The sequence below is a fragment of the Arthrobacter terrae genome, from assembly GCF_015708085.1.
GTDB lineage: Bacteria > Actinomycetota > Actinomycetes > Actinomycetales > Micrococcaceae > Arthrobacter_M > Arthrobacter_M terrae.
In genome coordinates this window covers 1-15,426 of record NZ_JADNYM010000017.1, presented here as the reverse complement: position 1 = coordinate 15,426, position 15,426 = coordinate 1, and the positions used below count along the sequence as shown (strand labels likewise).

Here is a 15,426-nt window from a genome sequence, read left to right as displayed (position 1 = left end):
GGGCCCTTCCGTTTAGGGCGCGGTTGCCTTTTCGGTACCACTCATCGCGGGTCTATTGTCCGAGCCGTAGCTGTAGCTCACATAGTTGGCCGCTGTAATGTCGCCGTTTTGGTCAAAGTTTATTGGACCGGAGATCCCGTCGTAGTCAATGCTCTGCTTCCGCGCCAAGAGTTCCGAGCAGTCCGGATATCCGGTACAAGGGGTGCCCGAGGTGGTTTTGCCGCCGTTGTCTCCGGCACCTGATCCGCCCGAGACGGACACGAGCCGCGCAGCAATGGAGGATCCGGCGTCGTCATCCGCGGCCGTTGCCGCCAGAGCTGCCAGCATCACCGCATCGTAAGTTTCCGCAGCGAAAGTCATATCTTTTAGTCCCGGAGTGTGCGCCAGCAGTTGCTTCTGGAAATCCGCCGTTGGGAAAATACCGGGCAGGACCCCCTTCGCACCCTTCAGTGCAGCCGAGGCAAGCCCGGTGCCATAATCCCCTGTTGCCCCGTCACTGAGGACCAGCTTGGAGCCTGGGATGCCGGCGTTTGCGAGCTTGGCCAGGAGCAACTGGCCGCCGCCGCGGGCCACCACAATCACCGCATCGAACCGGGCGTTTTGGACCTCCCGGACAGCGTCCCCTTCCGCGCCCGGGTTCGCCTGAGCATCTGCAACAACGGTGCCCATACCGGCGTGGGTGCCGGCGCCGGCCTCTGGTCCGGTCTCTTTCAACGCCTCGGCAATGGCACGGGATATTTGCGATCCGTAGCTGCCGCTCTCATGAAGCACCGCGATCCTGGGGCCGATGTCCGCCGCCAGCTTCGCCAGTACCTGCCCCTGCATGGTGTAGGCGGGCTGTGTCCTGAAGTAGTACCCGCCGCTGGCAGCATTGCGCAGGCCCGGAGCACTATTGGCCGGTGAGATCAGCACAATCCTGGCTTTGCTGAGCACACGAATCGCCGCGGCTGCGTTCGAGGAATCGGTGGGACCGATCACCACGTCGGCCTTGGCCGCGGCCAAAGTGGTCGCCTGGGATGTTGTGTCCGCGCCCGGTGTTGCCGGCAACAGCTCCACCGGCTTTGAGTTAAGTCCGCCGCTGACGTTGATCTGGCTGACGGCCAGTTTCGCCGCAGCCTGCTCGGAGTCGTTGAGGAAGCCCTGGGCCCCGCTATTGTCCAGCAGCAGACCAACTTTCAGGACGCCGTCGCCGCTGGCCCCAACCGTGGCGGACCGGGCATTGCCGGAAGGCCCGGAACAGGCCGTAGCTACCAGAACGGCGGCCAGAACCGCAGCGCCTAAAGCCACGCCGCGGGTAGTGGCCCTGCCGCTGTTCCGGCGGTTTGTCACTGGGCCCCTGGGCCCAGCACCACGGCCAGCGGAACGGCCAGCTCTGCAGTTTGTACCGTCCGTGTTATTCCCAGCAGATTGCCCAGCGCCTCGGCGTCGGCTCTGTCATTGGCGGAGCTGTAGAAAATTACGGAACTCGGTTGGTCGGCTCCGGCCCAATTAGCCGTCTGGTTCACGGACCAGCCCGCGCCGGTCACCATGGAGCCATACTTAGCCGCCAGCCCGGCCAGGCCGGATGCATTCAGTACGCTGACCGGCGTCCTCTTGTTCACCGCGGCGGCTTCCGGTAACTTCTTCGCGGACGCGGCGGCTAACCCTGCAGAAGGTGCCGCGGTGGCCGGTGCGGCCGCCGGGCTGCTCGTTTCAGCACCGGATGAAGGTGCGCTCGAGGACGGCGCAGACGTCGTCGTCGAGCTCGAGGAGGTCCCGAACCCGAGCTTGGGGAGAACAAAGAACGCCACCGCACCGATGAGTAAAGCCAGTACCGCGAACGCGAGAATAGGGATAAGGCCGGATCGTGGCGCGTCATTGAAATTACGATGAACACCGCGACGGGACGAATTTTCGGGGACCTTGTCGAACTCGTCCCGCGGGAATTTACTCATATGGCAGTTGCGTCCTTGTGGTGTCTTGCGTGGCTTCGCGTCAGTTCCCCAGCCGGCGGGCCGTTCTGGCCCGCTGACGCGACGTACGTAGTCTACGCAACCTCTTGACCAACATGGGGTCATGCGCCAGCGCGGCTTCGGTATCGATCAGGACGTTCAGGATCTGGTAATAGTGCGTTGCGGAAATATCAAAAAGTTCGCGGATGGCTTGTTCCTTGGCGCCGGCGTACTTCCACCATTGCCGTTCCAGCGTCAGCATCTGAGCATCGCGTTCGCTGAATCCGTCATCGTGGTGCGGCATCTCGGGTACAGGTTCGGTCATGCACACTCCCCTTCGGGTTCGGGCAACGGCGCACGCAAGGCAGCGGCGCTGGGGCGGGGCAGTCGGCTGCTCTCCATAATAATCCGGAATCACAACGTTGTCATTTGGCGGACTAGGCGGATGGGATCGGTCAGAATAGTTGGGTGACCAATCCCGATGCTCTGTTCAACCTCCCCGAGGATGCGTCCGGCCCCGCAGAGGATTCAGCTGCGCTGAGCGTGCTCGCCAGCGACCCGCTGTCCCTCATGGCGCCGGATTGGGCAGCTGCACTCCAGCCCGTCGAGGGGCAGTTGCGGCGAATGGGCCGGTTCCTGATTCAGGAGCACGACGACGGCCGCGGCTTCCTGCCGCGCGCCCAGCATGTGCTGCGCACCTTCCAGCGCCCCCTGGCCGGAGTCAAAGTGTTAATCGTCGGCCAGGATCCGTATCCGACGCCTGGCCATTCGGTGGGACTGGCTTTCTGCACGGACCACCGCACCCGTCCGCTTCCCCGCAGCCTGGCCAACATATATAAGGAGCTGCAGTCGGACCAAGGCATCCCGCGGGCGCTGCACGGGGATCTGAGCCCGTGGGCGGACAACGGTGTGATGCTGCTCAACCGGGTCCTCACGGTGACGCCCGGGGTTACCGGTTCGCACCGGCGAAAGGGCTGGGAGGTCATTACCGATGCCGCCATTGGGGCCTTGGTGGCCCGGCATTCGCCTCTGGTCGCCGTCCTGTGGGGTAAGGATGCGCTCAAACTTGAGCCGCTGCTGGGCGGAACGCCCCTCGTTATTTCCGCCCATCCCAGCCCGTTGTCGGCAGCCCGCGGATTTTTTGGATCGCGGCCGTTTAGCCGGACAAACGAACTCCTACGCGCCCAAGGTGCCGAGCCGATCGACTGGTCGCTCCCCCCGTTGTAGGCTGGCAAGGTTGACCCGGGGCCCTGCGGCTGCCCTAAACTTTTGGCTGAAACCCTTGGCTGAAACCCCCTGTCTGAAACCCCCAGCTGTAACCCCCAGCCGGGCGTCCCGCTGGGAGTCCCGCAGGGAGCCCCTGCACCGATCCGAGGAGTCCCGCTGTGACCATTGCCCCTGCCGTGAAGCCTCGTCCGCAGGCCACCTTGGCCGTGTTGCGCAAGGAGTGGCTCGGGGATCATATGGTCCGGATCATCGCAGGGGGCGTCGGCCTGGCCCATTTCACGCCCAATGGGTTTAGCGACATGTACGTCAAGATCCATTTTCCTCAGCCGGGCGTAGAATACCGCGAACCGCTGGACGTTTTCGCCCTCCGCGATACCCTGCCACGGGAGCAATGGCCGGCCACGCGCACCTACACGATCCGCTGGATCGATGCCAAGGCGCAGGAACTGGCCATCGACTTCGTGGTTCACGGCAGTGAGGGCCTCGCCGGACCGTGGGCAGCAGCAGCCACCCCAGGCGACAGACTGATTGTCTCCGGTCCGGGTGGCGCCTATCGGCCGGATCCGGAAGCCGATTGGTACCTGCTGGCCGGCGATGAGGCGGCACTCCCGGCCATTGCTGCAGCCCTGGAAGCCCTGCCGGCCGCCGCCGTCGGCTCTGCCTTCCTGGAGGTGGACGGCGACGACGACATCCAGAGGATCGCCGCACCGCCGGGAATACAGGTAATCTGGCTGCTCCGCAGCGGCGAACCCGCTGGCACCAGCACTTTACTGGCCGACGCCGTGGCTGCTGTTCCCTGGCAGGACGGACGCGTTGACGTCTTCGCACACGGCGAGCGCGAATACATGAAGGCCCTGCGCAAAATCCTGTTCACGGATCATGGCCTGGAAAGATCCCAGGTGTCCCTTTCCGGCTACTGGGCCCAGGGCCGCAATGAGGACGGGTTCCAGGCCGAGAAGAAAACCCCCATCGGCAAAATCTAGCGCCTTCGGTTATGCCGCTTCTCATTGTTGCCGTGGCCGCGGGTGAGCGGGCGGGCCAGATTGTCTCCCAGCACCACGCCGGCCGCCACGGCCAGAATGATGATCAGTGCGTTGAAGAGTCCTACCGCGCCTTCCACGGAGGCAGCCGGAGTGATGGTCATGACGAACATGGCCCGGAAAATGGACAGGCCCACCAGCAGGAAAATGCTGGCCGGGACGGCGATCACCAGCTGCGGCGCCCCCATCCGCAGCGCCACGAACCGCGCCGCCATCCCTACGACCACGGCTGCAACGGCCGGCGCGAACCGGTCCCCCAGGCCTGCCGCGGTGGCCAGCAGAAGCACGCAGTACCCCAGCAATCCGATCAGACCGGTTGGCAGCAGCAGCTTGATTTTGGTTTGCTCGGCGATGCCGATGGCTACCGATGCCAGAATCACAAGAGGCAAAGCCGCCCATAACGGCAGGCCACCGGAAAAGGGCTGGGTGACATCCAGCCGGCCGGAGCGGAACAGGGAGCCAAAAACCAGCCCCACCGCTATCCCGGAGACAATGGCGCCGAAGGTCAGGAATGCGGAGAGAAATCGTCCCGCCGCTGTGACCGGGAAGCCATTGATGGCATCCTGCACGGCAGACACGAGGCGCCCGGAGGGCAGCAGCAGCAGGATCCCGCCGGTCACTACCGAAGCCGGGGTCAGCGGAACATCCAGCATTGCGCAGATCAGAGCAATCGCGGTCACCAGGAAGGAACTGGCCGCTGTAGTGAAAAAGTCCGGGACCCGCCATTTCCCCAGCGTTCGGGCCAGCAGCCCCACCAGCAGCGAGCTCAACAGCGCGACGAGGGTGCCGAAGCCCGTGCCGCCAATGACAGCCACAACGATGGCGGCAAACCCCGCCTCCGCCATGGTGACCATCCAGCGCGGGAACGGCCGTGGGCTTCGGAGAATGGTCTCCAGGCGCCGGTAGGATTCGTCCCGGCCCACCCCGCCGGAAACGATGTCCGTCACCAGCTCATGAACCAGCGACAGGCCGGCGTAATTATTGGTCCAGGACCGCACCACACGCAGCAACGTGATGGGCGTCGCATCCTTTTTCGCGTAATTGATGATCACGGACTGATTAGTGATGTCCACCTCAATATTGCGCAGCCCCAAAGCCGCAGTGACCGCGATGATGCTGGTCTCCACCTCCAGGGCGCCGGCGCCATAGCGAAACATAGTTTCCGCCAGATGCAGCGCGAAGTCGATGGTCTTGCGGGCTGAGGCATCCACCCCGCCGACCTGAATCGTCGGATTTGCGTAGGGGCTGCCCGCCAGGCGGTCCACAATACTCATCGGCGCCGTGGGCGGCGCCTCGCCCTGGACGAGTTTGCGCAACACACTGCGGGCCGCGTAATTCTGCTTTGCCGCCGGCACCAGGGGGATCATTCCGGCATGCGGCACCGGGCGCCTGGGCAACGGTGATTTCTCGCTCATGTGGCCTTTCCCGCCGGCCAGCGTCCTGCCGTCCTCGCGGAACACAAAACGCCAGCCCGACGGCGTTATACGGTGACGGATGTCTGCGTCCAGTCTAACGTCCGGCGGCTGTGCAACGCCTGAACGAGCACTCCCACGACGATCCGGCCAACTCACAGCCCGCTCCCAGCCCGGTGCAGGTACTTCCACGGTTCGGCCCGCAAATATAGAGGAGACCAGGCGCCGCGTGAGCGCCGGAAATCTTTGGAGTGAACATGAGTATTTTAGCCCGCAGCGTGGGCAATGCCTTCCGCAATAAGGTCCGAAGCGGCGCCGTCGTCATTATTTTGGCAGTCGCCATCGGACTGGCCTTGTCCATGCTGGTGGCCAATCAAGCCGTGGCGGATAAAATCACGTCGCTGAAGGCATCCGTGGGAAATAATTTGACCGTCAATCCGGCTGGTTCCCGTGGCGGGCAGGGCGGTGGAGAACCATTGACCACCGCGGACCTCAGCACCGCCTCTTCGGTAGCGCATGTCAGCTCGGTGAACGGGACGCTGAGCCTGCGGTTAAGCAATGCCAGCACCACAGCACCAGCCCCCGCGGCTCCGGAGGGGCAGGGCGGCAGCCGGACCGGCAGGGCCCTCAGCGGCACCACCAGCCTGGTGTCCGCCGTTGACCCGGGCACCTTGGGTAACCGGGAAAACGGCCGGACATCCACCAGCGCGGCTACCGCGTCCAGCGGGGCAACAGCGTCCAGCGGGGCAACAGCGTCCAGCGGGGCGGCCGTGGCCGGCAGCACCGCCGTCAGGCCCGCCTTCAGCATCCCAATCGAGGCGACGGGCGTCAGCGGCTCGGTCAATGCCGCCGCAGAGCCCATCAACATCACCAATGGCACGGCTCTTAACGACTTCGCCGCCACGTCAGCGCAAGCCCTGGTGGGCAGCACCTTGGCCGCTAAGAACTCCCTGACGGTCGGTTCCGCGTTTACCATCAATGACCGGACCATGACGGTCAGCGGGATCTTCGACGCAGGCACGGCGTTTGACAATAACGCCATCTACCTGCCGCTGACCGCTGCGCAGACCCTGGCCAACCAACCCAGCGAGATCAGCACCATGACGGTTCTGGTGGACAGCATCGACAATGTTAACGCCACCAAATCGGCGCTGGCCTCCGCGCTGGGCAGTACTCGCGTGGATGTTACGGCCGGTCCCGGCAGGGTCGAATCCACCATCGGTTCGCTCGGCAGCGTGCAGAGCATCTCGTTGATCGGCTTTATCGCAGCAGTGGGCACGGCCGGTCTGATTGTTTTGCTGATTATGATTATGGTGGTCCGGGAACGCCGCCGCGAGATCGGCGTTTTGAAGGCGATCGGTGCGTCAAACCGCAGCATCGGCGTCCAGTTCGTTTTCGAAGCGCTGGTCCTGGTGGTGATGGGCTCGGTTGTCGGCGCGGTGCTCGCGTCCGTCAGCAGCAATTCGATTGTCGGCGCGCTGGTTTCGACCAATATGGGCACGACGGCGGCGGTCGCCGGATCCGGACGGCAGGGACTGCTGGCGGCAAGGCAAGCGGCGGGTGGCTTCGGCGGCTCCGCCGCGCCAGGTGGCGGCCGGGGTGCGTTTGCCGGGGCAAGTCAGCTCATCGGCACCATCAGCACGTCCCTGGGGTGGCAGACCCTGGTCTTGGGTGTGCTGGGAATTCTGCTGATAGCCGCCCTTGGTGCATTGATCCCGGCGCTGCTCACGGCAAAGGTCCGTCCCATTGAAGTCCTGCGAGGAGAGTAAGAGATGCTGGAAGTAAAAGACGTCGTCAAGTCATTCAAGACGGACGATCACACCATTAAACCGGTCAACGGAGTGTCCTTTTCGTTGGAACAGGGAACGTTTGCCGCGATCCTGGGCAAGAGCGGCAGCGGGAAAAGCACGCTGCTTTCGCTGCTGGGTGCGTTGGATAAAGCCACGTCCGGGGACGTGCTGGTGGACGGGGTCAATATCAGCGCGCTGCCTGATTCGAAACTGACGGCCTACCGCCGGGACGACATCGGCTTCGTCTTCCAGCAGTACAACCTGATCCCCAACCTGTCCGCCAAGGAAAACGTTATGCTGCCGATGGAATTCGCCGGCCTGCCTCGGGCCAAACGAAGTGTGCGTGCCGCTCAGCTCCTCAACCAGGTTGAGCTGACCGAAGACATGCACAACCGCAAGGCCAACAAGCTCTCCGGCGGTCAACAGCAGCGTGTCTCGATTGCCCGTGCACTGGCCAACAACCCCAAGCTGATCCTGGCGGATGAGCCGACGGGGAATCTCGACGATGAAACGGGCGAGCTGATCATCGAGCTGCTGCGCTCGCTGTGCCATGAAAAGAACACCACCATCCTGGTGGTCACCCATGATCAGGCCCTGGCCCGGAAAACGGACCGCAGATTCCGGCTCGCCCGTGGAAAAATCAGCGAGATAACGCATCACTAGCGGCCACCTTGCCGGTCCGGCCCGCTGAGGAGGGGTGCCCCGGCCACGGCAGTCGCTGAGGACGGGGTCACGGCCGGCCTGCACTGGCCGTGCCGGTGCTATTGGCGGTAGCCCTCAACCTCTTCGACGGGGCGAACGGAAGCCTCATCAGGGTTTTGACCCGCATCGAGTTTGGCACGCCGCTGCCGAAGCAGGTCCCAGCATTGGTCCAGCTGTACCTCGAGTTGCTTCAGTTCGGCGCTGCGGGACTTCGACTCCCCTTCCGAGGGTGCGGTGTCCCGTAGCCCTTGTTCCTGCTCCACGAGTTCTTGAATCCGCTGATGTATCTGCTGTCCATCCATCGCTGTCTCCTTGCCTGACCGGGAACCGTTCCACCGTCCACGCTACTAAGCACAGCGCCCGGTGGCTACACCTTGGCAGCAGCGGGGATCCCTTGAGTTCCTCTGCCCGGCGGGACGGTGACGCCATATTTTAGGGAGCCTGCCCGGTGTTAACTAGCATGGAGCCATGACGTCCCCAGCAGAACCCGCCGCGATCGGTTCCATTGCCTACCAGGGCGAGCCCGGAGCGAACTCGCATATTGTCTGCCTCGAGGCTTACCCCGGCTGGAATGCGATCCCCTGCGCAACATTCGAGGATGCCTTCGCGCAGGTCATCTCCGGGGCCGCCCAGCTCGCCATGATTCCGATCGATAACTCGGTGGCGGGGCGGGTAGCGGACATTCACCTGCTGCTCCCGGACACCAGTCTGCAGATTGTCGGCGAGCACTTTCTCCGGATCCGCTTCGATCTGCTGGGCATTCCCGGCGCCACCATGGCGCAGGCACAGGAAGTCCACAGCCATGTCCACGCCCTGGCCCAATGCCGCCGCTTCATCCGCGCCCACGGCCTGAAACCAGTCGTTGCCGGGGACACCGCCGGGTCCGCCCGCGAGGTACGCGACTGGAACGATCCGGGAAAGGTTTCGCTGGCTCCTCCGCTCGCCGCCGCTATGTACGGGCTGGATACTCTGGCCAAGGATGTGGAAGACGAGCACCACAACACCACCCGGTTCGTGGTGCTCTCTCCCCCACAGAGTTATCCGGAGGCCGGTAGCGGACCGCTGGTCACCAGTTTCGTCTTCCGGGTCCGGAACATCGCGGCCTCCCTGTATAAGGCGCTCGGCGGTTTCGCGACCAATGGCGTGAACATGACCCGGTTGGAGAGCTACATGGTGGACGGTGAATTTTCCGCCACCATGTTCATGGTGGATGTGGAGGGCCATCCAGAGGACCGTGCCCTGAAACAGGCTTTGGCGGAGCTGACCTTCTTCAGCACCGAACTGAGGATTTTGGGCGTCTTCCCCGCCCACCCCTACCGGCAGACTAGAACGACGGATTAGTCCTCACTGCGGGCAGGAGGACGCCGGCGGTCAGGAACGGCGTTCGGCTGCCTCAGGCGTTCGTCTTCATGGTCCACAGTGACTGCATTTCCCGTACTGCACGGTCGGTAATACGCAGCATGGCGTCCCGGGCCTGGTCAGGGTCGCCGCGCTGAATGGCGCTGGCCACGTCCACATGCATCTGGAGTGCTTCTTCGTGCGGATGTTCCGGCATCAGACCATAGTTGGTCCGCCCGGTCAGCACCTCCGCCACCAGGGTGTGCAGGCGGCCAAACATTTCGTTCCCCGAGCTGGAGAGCACGAGGCGGTGGAACTGGATATCCAGGTCCAGGAACAGGCCCGTGTCCCCGTCCCGGCCTGCTGCCCACAGCTTCCCGGCTAGCCCCATCAGATCGCTGGCATCGCTCAGCGGTGCCCGCAGCGCCGCTAATTTCGCCGCCTCCGGCTCAATAGCGGCACGTAACTCGTACAACGAGCGCAACTGCGCGATCCGTCCCGCGGAGGCTAACCGCCACCGGATGATCTGCGGGTCGTACAGATTCCATTCCGACGACGGCAGCACAGAAACGCCGATGCGTCGCCGTGATGTCACCATGCCCATCGACGCCAAAACGCGCAGCGCTTCCCGCACCACGGAGCGCGAAACCTGGCAGCGTTCTTCAAGTTCTTCAATCCGCAGGATGGAGCCGCTTGGCAGTTCACCGGAGCTGAAGGCCAGCCCAAGGAGCTCCACGACCTGCGCGTGAAGGCCGCCTGTACGCACCGTATTTTCCCCTGCTGGCAGGTTCTTGCCGGCGCTCGTTTCGGCGGCAGCAAGGCGCAAAGATTTCCGGGGGTCCATGGCATTGATCATATCGTTACCGTTTTGCGGTTGCATAAGTATGATCTTACTCACTAGAGTTTCGGGATAAAGCAGATGTAAAGAAGCATCTGTTTCGGCTGCGCCGCCTGTGGCGCTGCAGTCCCACTGAAGAAATGGAGAGACCGTGAAACGAGCACCTCTTTTGCGATCCGTTGGGATAACTGCTGCGGCAGTGACACTGGCCGTCGGAACACTTGCCGGCTGCGGCACGGGCTCAGACTCGGCAGCTGGAAACGGACCGAGCACCTTGCGCGTGACGCTGGCGAACCACGTCTGGACCGATCAGATCAAGGCCGCTATCCCGGAATTTGAAAAGGCCAACAACGTAAAGATCGAGCTCACGCAGCTGGGCGAGGATCAGCTATCGGATCAGTACAACGTCAAGCTCAACGCCGGCACGGACGAGATCGACGTGATGATGTACCGCCCCTTGCAGGAAGGGAAGTTGTTCGCCAAGAACGGCTACCTGGCCGACCTCTCCGACAAGGTCAAGAGCGACGCGGACTGGAATTGGAGCGATTTCCAGGACGGCCCCGTTTCCTCCACCACCTACGAAGACAAGGTGGTCGGCGTCCCGACCATCACCGAGCGCGAGGTCCTCTACTACCGCAAGGACCTGCTCGCCCAGGCGGGCATTGAAGTCCCCAAGACCATGGATGAGCTCAAGGCTGCAGCGACGAAGATCAAGGACGCCAATCCCGGGATGGCCGGTTTTGTGGCCCGGACCGGGAAGTCCACTGCCGTCACCCAGTTCTCCAGTTTCCTGTACAGCTTTGGCGGCGACTTCATCGACAAGTCGGGCAAGTCCGCGGTGAACAGCGATGCAGCCAAGAAGGCCTACGCTTTTTACGGCGGCCTGATCAAGGATCAAGGACCGGCCAATGTCAGCACCGACATGAGCTGGCCCGAGGCGATGGCCATCTTCACGCAGGGTAACGCGGCGTTCTACACGGAAGCAGACAGTCTCTACAAGAACGCCACCGACCCGGCCAAGTCCAAGGTCTCCGATACTGTCGGCTTCGCGCCCCTGCCGGCCGGACCTGCAGGATCCAAGCCCTACAACGTGCCGTCGTGGGCCTTGGGCATCAACGCGGCGTCAAAGAATCAGGACAACGCCTGGAAGTTCATCCAGTGGGCCACCAGCAAGGACATGACGCTGAAGATCCAACAGGCAGGAGTCCCCGGACCGCGCAACTCCGTCTGGAATGATCCGGCGGGCATCTCCACCTATCCCAAGGATCTGGCGTCGGCAATCGCGGTCAGCGCCAAGAACGGCGTCGGTCATGACCGGCCGCTCGTGATCTCCGTGGCCAAGGCCCGTGAAATCGTCGGCGAACCGATCGTCACCGCCATCACCGGCGGCAACACCTCCGAGGCAGCGGATTCCGCAAACACGGCCTTCCAGAAGTTCCTTGACAGTGACAAGTAAGACCGGCAATTAATATCAGCCCCGGATAACTGCGGGCACACGCTGGCCGGTCGCCGTCCTGGCGGCCGGCCTTCCGCAATCTCCTCACCGCGCACACATTTTCCACCCAACAAACGATTCGACAGGTGAACGATGACCGTTCTGACCACGACCCGAAAGTCCGCGTGGCGGGCATATTCGGACTGGGCCAATACCCACCGGAAGTGGCTTTTTGCGGCCCCGGCCATGATTTTCGTGGGAGTCCTGATCGCCTTTCCTCTGGCCTGGACCCTCTATCTGAGTTTGACCGATGCGCACGGCTCGGTCCGTGCGGCGTCGCATTTCGTCGGCTTCGGCAACTACCTGGAAGTCCTCAAGGACACCGAAAGGTTTTGGCCGGCAACCGGACGCACCTTTGCCTTCACCCTCTCTGCCTTGGCCGTGGAAATGGTCCTGGGCATGTGCATTGCGCTGCTGCTGTGGCGTCCCTTTCGCGGTGAAAAATGGGTGCGGGTGGCAATCCTGCTGCCGCTGGTGGCGACCCCCGTCGCCGTTGGCATGATGTGGCGGCTGATTTTCGATCCAAACATCGGCTTCGCCAACCAGCTGCTGAACTTCCTTGGGCTGCCGTCCCAGCCGTGGCTCTCCTCCCCCGAGACCGCCCTGCCGACGCTGGTCTTCGTGGATATCTGGCAGTGGACGCCGATGGTCGTCCTGATCCTGCTCGCCGGCCTGACCGCACTTTCCGATGAGCCGGATGAAGCGGCGCGCATCGACGGCGCCAATGCCTGGCAGCGGTTCCGCTTTGTGACGCTGCCGCTGCTGATGCCCACGGTCATCGTCGCCGTCCTGCTGCGCAGCATCGACGCCCTGAAAACCTTCGATATTCTCTACGCCACCAAGGGAAAGGGCGGCGGGTCCTTCAACGAAGTCGAAACCCTCAACGTATACGCCTACGGCCTGAGCTTCGATTACAACAGCTACGGTCTGGCCTCGGCGGTCCTGATTTTGTTCTTCCTTATCATCGTGGCATGCATGTTTATCCTGACACGTCGCCGGAAAGGCAATAAATAATGAGCGCCACCACCCTTACCGACGGCAGGCCTGACACGAGGTCCGCAGTCCCGGCACGGCGCCGAAAGCCGCTGCGCTCCCGGGCCTACAAGGTTTTCCGCGTGGTCATGCTGATTCTGGTGGTCATCGTATTCATCGCTCCGCTGGCGTGGATGCTATTGGCCTCCTTCAAAACCAACGTGGACATCTACGACGCAGGGAAATCAATCATCTTCTCCCCTACGTGGGAGAACTACAACAATGTGCTGGGCCGCAATAACTACTTCCAGTTCATCTTCAACAGTTTCTGGGTGGCTTTCTGCTCGACGGCGTTATCCCTCGTTTTGGGCGTACCGGCGGCATACGCGATGAGCCGCTTCACCATGCACCGCTCCGCCCTGGTGGTGCTGATGGCGCGCATCATTCCCGGCGTGAGCCTGCTGGTGCCCTGGTACTACGTATTTTCCAATATGCGCCTGGTGGGCGGGTTCTCGGTGCTGATCCTCTCGCACATGTTCGTGGCCCTGCCGCTCATTGTCTACATCATGATGTCGTTCTTCGATTCGATGCCGCTGGAACTCGAGGAATCTGCCCAGGTGGACGGGCTGACCGCCATCGGCGCCTTCTCGCGGATCACCCTCCCGCTGTCCGTCGGCGGAATTGCCACGGCCGGCATCCTCTCCTTCATTTTTTCGTGGAATAACTTCATGTTCGCTCTGGTGCTCTCCGGCGCCCACACCAAGACGCTGCCGGTAGCGATCTTCAACTTCGTCTCCTACGCCAGCATCGACTGGGGCGGACTGATGGCAGCCGCCGTTGTGGTGACCATTCCCATCATGGTGATCGCCCTGTTTACGCAGAAATACATTGTCACCGGCCTCACTGCCGGCGCCACGAAAGGCTGATCGATGCCCCAGATGCGCATTACCCGAATCGAAACGTTCCTGGTGCCGCCCCGCTGGCTCTTTGTGCGCATCGAAACCGACAACGGCATTGTCGGTTGGGGCGAACCGGTGGTGGAGGGCAGATCCGAAACCGTTCGGACCGCCGTCGAACAGTTGGCCGAACTCCTGCTGGGTAAGGATCCGCTGCGGATCGAGGATCACTGGCAGGTCATGACCAAGGGTTCGTTCTACCGCGGTGGCCCGATCCTGGCCAGCGCCGTATCCGGGCTGGACCAGGCGCTATGGGACATCGCCGGCAAGCACTTGGGCGTCCCGGTGCATCAGCTGTTGGGCGGCCATGTCCGGGACCGCATCCGGATGTACGGCTGGGTCGGCGGGGACGAGCCGGCGGAAATTGCCGACTCCATTTGTGCCCAATTGGACGTTGGCCTGACAGCAGTAAAAATGAACGCCAGCGGCCGGATGCACCCGATCGGCAGTGTCGGGGAAATCGACGGAGTCGTGGAACGGGTCGCCGCCGCCCGGGACGTCCTCGGACCGCACCGGGATGTCGCCGTCGACTTTCACGGTCGCTTCACCCTTGCTAACGCGCGCCGGGTGGCACCGCTGCTGGAACCGCTGCGCCCGTTCTTCATCGAAGAACCCGTCGTGCCGGAGAACTCGCATTTAATTGGACAGCTGACCCGGTCAACCTCGATTCCCGTCGCCACCGGGGAGCGGCTGTACAGCCGGCAGGAATTCTTACCGGTCCTACAGGCCGGCATCGCCGTCGCCCAACCGGATCTTTCGCATGCCGGCGGCATTACGGAGGTACGGAAAATTGCCTCCCTCGCCGAGATCTTTGACGTCCAGCTCGCACCGCACTGCCCGCTCGGCCCGCTGGCGCTGGCCGCGTGTCTGCAGGTCGGCTTCGCGACGCCAAATTACCTGATCCAGGAACAGAGCATCGGCATCCATTACAACCAGGGTGCCGAGGTGCTGGACTATGTGCTGGACAAAACGCCGTTGAAGTTCGTCAATGGACATATTGAGCGGCTGACCGGTCCGGGTCTGGGCATCGAGATCGACGAACAGGCTGTGCGGAGCGCCGACAAGAACGGGCACGCCTGGCGGTCGCCACTGTGGCGGCACGACGACGGCTCGTACGCCGAGTGGTGACGGTAGCCTCCGGCAGTTGCACCGGACACCGAGCAAAGACGATGGTACGTATGTCCAGGTATGGAGAGGTATACCGATGAAGATCGTTGCTGCTGATGTGGTTGTTAGTAGTCCGTCGAGGAATTTTGTGACGTTGAAGATCACCACGGATGAGGGGTTTACGGGGTTGGGGGATGCGACGTTGAATGGGCGTGAGCTCGCCGTTGCAGCGTACCTGACCGAGCATGTGGTGCCGTTGTTGGTGGGGCGGGATCCGCACCGGATCGAGGACACCTGGCAGTTCCTGTACCGGAGCGCCTACTGGCGTCGGGGGCCGGTGACGATGGCGGCGATCGCGGCGGTGGATATGGCGTTGTGGGATATTAAGGGCAAGGTCGCGGGTCTGCCGGTGTATCAGCTGCTCGGCGGCGCCTCCCGGACGGCCCTGCGCACCTACGGGCATGCCTCCGGCCGGGATTTGCCGGAGTTATTCGACTCGATCCGCCAGCACCTGGAGGAGGGGTATAAATCCATCCGGGTGCAGACCTCCATCCCGGGCATCAAGGCCCTCTATGGTGTTGCGGCCCAGGCACAGGCGACCGGCGAGCGCTATGATTA

The 15,426-nt window shown here is 62.9% G+C and carries 16 protein-coding genes; 10 read left to right on the top strand and 6 right to left on the bottom strand.

Annotated features, from left to right (window positions below):
* Positions 1–12 precede the first annotated feature (12 nt).
* The 3 genes from IV500_RS13515 to IV500_RS13505 are packed head-to-tail and all read right to left on the bottom strand — an operon-like array spanning position 13 to position 2,256.
* Positions 13–1,329, bottom strand: a complete 1,317-nt coding sequence (locus IV500_RS13515; protein WP_312875928.1) for an ABC transporter substrate-binding protein — start codon at positions 1,327–1,329, stop codon at positions 13–15.
* A complete protein-coding gene (locus tag IV500_RS13510; protein WP_196397339.1) occupies positions 1,326–1,934 on the bottom strand; it encodes a LytR C-terminal domain-containing protein in 609 nt (202 codons plus the stop codon). Before IV500_RS13510 ends, IV500_RS13515 begins: the two co-directional genes overlap by 4 nt.
* Positions 1,935–1,974: 40 nt before the next feature.
* Positions 1,975–2,256, bottom strand: coding sequence for a DUF3263 domain-containing protein (locus IV500_RS13505; RefSeq protein WP_230854958.1), 282 nt, complete (start codon positions 2,254–2,256; stop codon positions 1,975–1,977).
* A 143-nt stretch (positions 2,257–2,399) separates the two neighbouring features.
* Between IV500_RS13505 and IV500_RS13500 the strand changes: the two genes are divergently transcribed.
* Positions 2,400–3,158: a uracil-DNA glycosylase gene (locus IV500_RS13500; RefSeq protein WP_196397338.1), complete on the top strand. Its 759-nt coding sequence runs from the start codon at positions 2,400–2,402 to the stop codon at positions 3,156–3,158.
* 158 nt (positions 3,159–3,316) lie between these two features.
* On the top strand, positions 3,317–4,141 hold the full coding sequence (locus tag IV500_RS13495; RefSeq protein ID WP_196397337.1) for a siderophore-interacting protein: 825 nt from the start codon (positions 3,317–3,319) through the stop codon (positions 4,139–4,141).
* Here the strand turns inward: IV500_RS13495 and IV500_RS13490 are convergent.
* Positions 4,138–5,613 carry a threonine/serine exporter family protein gene (locus IV500_RS13490; RefSeq protein WP_196397336.1) on the bottom strand — a complete coding sequence of 492 codons (1,476 nt, stop codon included), beginning with the start codon at positions 5,611–5,613 and terminating at the stop codon, positions 4,138–4,140. The genes IV500_RS13495 and IV500_RS13490 overlap by 4 nt on opposite strands.
* Positions 5,614–5,867: 254 nt before the next feature.
* On the opposite strand from IV500_RS13490, the gene IV500_RS13485 reads away from it, so the two are divergent.
* Complete coding sequence (locus tag IV500_RS13485; protein ID WP_196397335.1) at positions 5,868–7,379, top strand: ABC transporter permease; 1,512 nt, start codon at positions 5,868–5,870, stop codon at positions 7,377–7,379.
* A gap of 3 nt (positions 7,380–7,382) precedes the next feature.
* Complete coding sequence (locus tag IV500_RS13480; RefSeq protein WP_196397334.1) at positions 7,383–8,063, top strand: ABC transporter ATP-binding protein; 681 nt, start codon at positions 7,383–7,385, stop codon at positions 8,061–8,063.
* 98 nt (positions 8,064–8,161) lie between these two features.
* On the opposite strand, the gene IV500_RS13475 is transcribed toward IV500_RS13480, so the two are convergent.
* Entirely contained in the window at positions 8,162–8,404 is a 243-nt protein-coding gene (locus tag IV500_RS13475) for a DUF2630 family protein (RefSeq protein ID WP_196397333.1), read from the bottom strand.
* A gap of 166 nt (positions 8,405–8,570) precedes the next feature.
* On the opposite strand from IV500_RS13475, the gene IV500_RS13470 reads away from it, so the two are divergent.
* Positions 8,571–9,443, top strand: a complete 873-nt coding sequence (locus IV500_RS13470) for a prephenate dehydratase (protein ID WP_196397332.1) — start codon at positions 8,571–8,573, stop codon at positions 9,441–9,443.
* A 52-nt stretch (positions 9,444–9,495) separates the two neighbouring features.
* Here IV500_RS13470 and IV500_RS13465 read toward each other — a convergent pair whose 3' ends face one another.
* Positions 9,496–10,320, bottom strand: a complete 825-nt coding sequence (locus IV500_RS13465; protein ID WP_230854957.1) for a FadR/GntR family transcriptional regulator — start codon at positions 10,318–10,320, stop codon at positions 9,496–9,498.
* 109 nt (positions 10,321–10,429) lie between these two features.
* On the opposite strand from IV500_RS13465, the gene IV500_RS13460 reads away from it, so the two are divergent.
* The 5 genes from IV500_RS13460 to IV500_RS13440 form a co-directional block, all read left to right on the top strand.
* Positions 10,430–11,734 carry an ABC transporter substrate-binding protein gene (locus IV500_RS13460; protein ID WP_196397331.1) on the top strand — a complete coding sequence of 435 codons (1,305 nt, stop codon included), beginning with the start codon at positions 10,430–10,432 and terminating at the stop codon, positions 11,732–11,734.
* Between the two features lie 132 nt (positions 11,735–11,866).
* The gene (locus IV500_RS13455; RefSeq protein ID WP_230854956.1) at positions 11,867–12,787 is read left to right on the top strand and encodes a carbohydrate ABC transporter permease; all 921 of its coding nucleotides are present in this window, start codon (positions 11,867–11,869) and stop codon (positions 12,785–12,787) included.
* Complete coding sequence (locus IV500_RS13450) at positions 12,787–13,671, top strand: carbohydrate ABC transporter permease (RefSeq protein ID WP_196397330.1); 885 nt, start codon at positions 12,787–12,789, stop codon at positions 13,669–13,671. The genes IV500_RS13455 and IV500_RS13450 overlap by 1 nt, the downstream gene beginning before the upstream one ends.
* 12 nt (positions 13,672–13,683) lie before the next feature.
* Complete coding sequence (gene dgoD, locus IV500_RS13445; RefSeq protein ID WP_196397423.1) at positions 13,684–14,829, top strand: galactonate dehydratase; 1,146 nt, start codon at positions 13,684–13,686, stop codon at positions 14,827–14,829.
* Between the two features lie 76 nt (positions 14,830–14,905).
* Positions 14,906–15,426, top strand: a 521-nt coding sequence (locus IV500_RS13440; RefSeq protein ID WP_512699635.1) for an enolase-like domain-containing protein, incomplete at its 3' end; no start/stop codon positions are given.

Excerpts from the sequence above, each read along its gene's own strand:
- IV500_RS13510 (WP_196397339.1), bottom strand. The coding sequence starts at position 1,934 with ATGAGTAAATTCCCGCGGGACGAGTTCGACAAGGTCCCCGAAAATTCG.
- IV500_RS13505 (WP_230854958.1), bottom strand. The coding sequence starts at position 2,256 with ATGACCGAACCTGTACCCGAGATGCCGCACCACGATGACGGATTCAGC.
- IV500_RS13490 (WP_196397336.1), bottom strand. The coding sequence starts at position 5,613 with ATGAGCGAGAAATCACCGTTGCCCAGGCGCCCGGTGCCGCATGCCGGA.
- IV500_RS13485 (WP_196397335.1), top strand. The coding sequence starts at position 5,868 with ATGAGTATTTTAGCCCGCAGCGTGGGCAATGCCTTCCGCAATAAGGTC.
- IV500_RS13480 (WP_196397334.1), top strand. The coding sequence starts at position 7,383 with ATGCTGGAAGTAAAAGACGTCGTCAAGTCATTCAAGACGGACGATCAC.
- IV500_RS13475 (WP_196397333.1), bottom strand. The coding sequence starts at position 8,404 with ATGGATGGACAGCAGATACATCAGCGGATTCAAGAACTCGTGGAGCAG.
- IV500_RS13470 (WP_196397332.1), top strand. The coding sequence starts at position 8,571 with ATGACGTCCCCAGCAGAACCCGCCGCGATCGGTTCCATTGCCTACCAG.
- IV500_RS13465 (WP_230854957.1), bottom strand. The coding sequence starts at position 10,320 with ATGCAACCGCAAAACGGTAACGATATGATCAATGCCATGGACCCCCGG.
- IV500_RS13455 (WP_230854956.1), top strand. The coding sequence starts at position 11,867 with ATGACCGTTCTGACCACGACCCGAAAGTCCGCGTGGCGGGCATATTCG.
- IV500_RS13450 (WP_196397330.1), top strand. The coding sequence starts at position 12,787 with ATGAGCGCCACCACCCTTACCGACGGCAGGCCTGACACGAGGTCCGCA.
- dgoD (WP_196397423.1), top strand. The coding sequence starts at position 13,684 with ATGCGCATTACCCGAATCGAAACGTTCCTGGTGCCGCCCCGCTGGCTC.